This is a genomic window from Sulfolobus sp. B1 (genome assembly GCF_007050195.1).
Classification (GTDB): Archaea; Thermoproteota; Thermoprotei_A; order Sulfolobales; family Sulfolobaceae; genus Saccharolobus.
In genome coordinates, this window is the sequence record NZ_QIMI01000290.1 from 1 (window position 1) to 964 (window position 964).

General features: G+C 39.7%; 1 pseudogene. It reads left to right on the plus strand.

Annotated elements, in window-relative coordinates:
• Positions 1-964, plus strand: a pseudogene (locus DMP16_RS10240) (glycosylated S-layer protein, SlaA); the annotation flags it as partial.

The window sequence follows — 964 nt, forward strand, 5'->3', positions numbered from 1 at the left end:
CTATTAACTGTTGGAGCTTTCTATGTAACTGCACCTGTTGTACCTGGATCTGTTGAGTGGATATTAACTGCTCACTACATTAACGCGACTACGGGTGTACCAGTGGAGATAAGTTATGCTATAGTGCAACAGCCAGAAGCTACTGTAGTTGATTTGAACGCTGCTAACATATCTACAACTAGCTTAGTAAGTATACCTATAGTCAACGTGATGATAACTAGTAAATACGCTACTGCTCAAGTAATGTACAATCCATCTAACGCAAGCTATAAGGGTAACCTATTACCTACATTAACTGAAACTGGAGTTCAGACCGGGAAGTTCTTCGGACCAGTAGTTAACCTATACGTAGCCCAAGGATCATTAAGTAGTCCTAATGGGACAATGTATGTAGTATTAGGATCCAATAAGGTAGCAATAGGTACTGCTAACTTGTACACTTACGCTGGATATCACTTTGGACCATACACTGCTTTACCATTATCATCTAATGTGACTTTCACGGTTCAAGATCCAGTCACTCATGGAACTGTAAGTGGAACGACTACTTTAGGTGCATTTAACAATACTCCAATAAGGATATCACCATTAGGTGTAACTATTACTCCGTCTGCAACTAACAAGGTGTTCTATTACTATACTTCACCATTAGTGTTAAGTCCAACTAGCCAGTATATAGTGATACAAGTAACGAGTACAATAACATACTCCTATCCATTCTATATAGAGACTGTAGTATTCTTAGGATCTAATGTGACTACTGGGACACCAGTACCAGGTACTCCAGCGTTCCAGACAGTATACTCACCAACTTTAGGACCTGGTGTAGTATTGCAAGTGCCAATACAGACATATCAGGTAGTAAGTCTATCAACTCCAAGTGAGCCTCATACTGTAGTAATGTTTGCAGTACCATTTGCTGGTGGACCTGCAATATCATTATACCCATCATTCCTGGTGTATA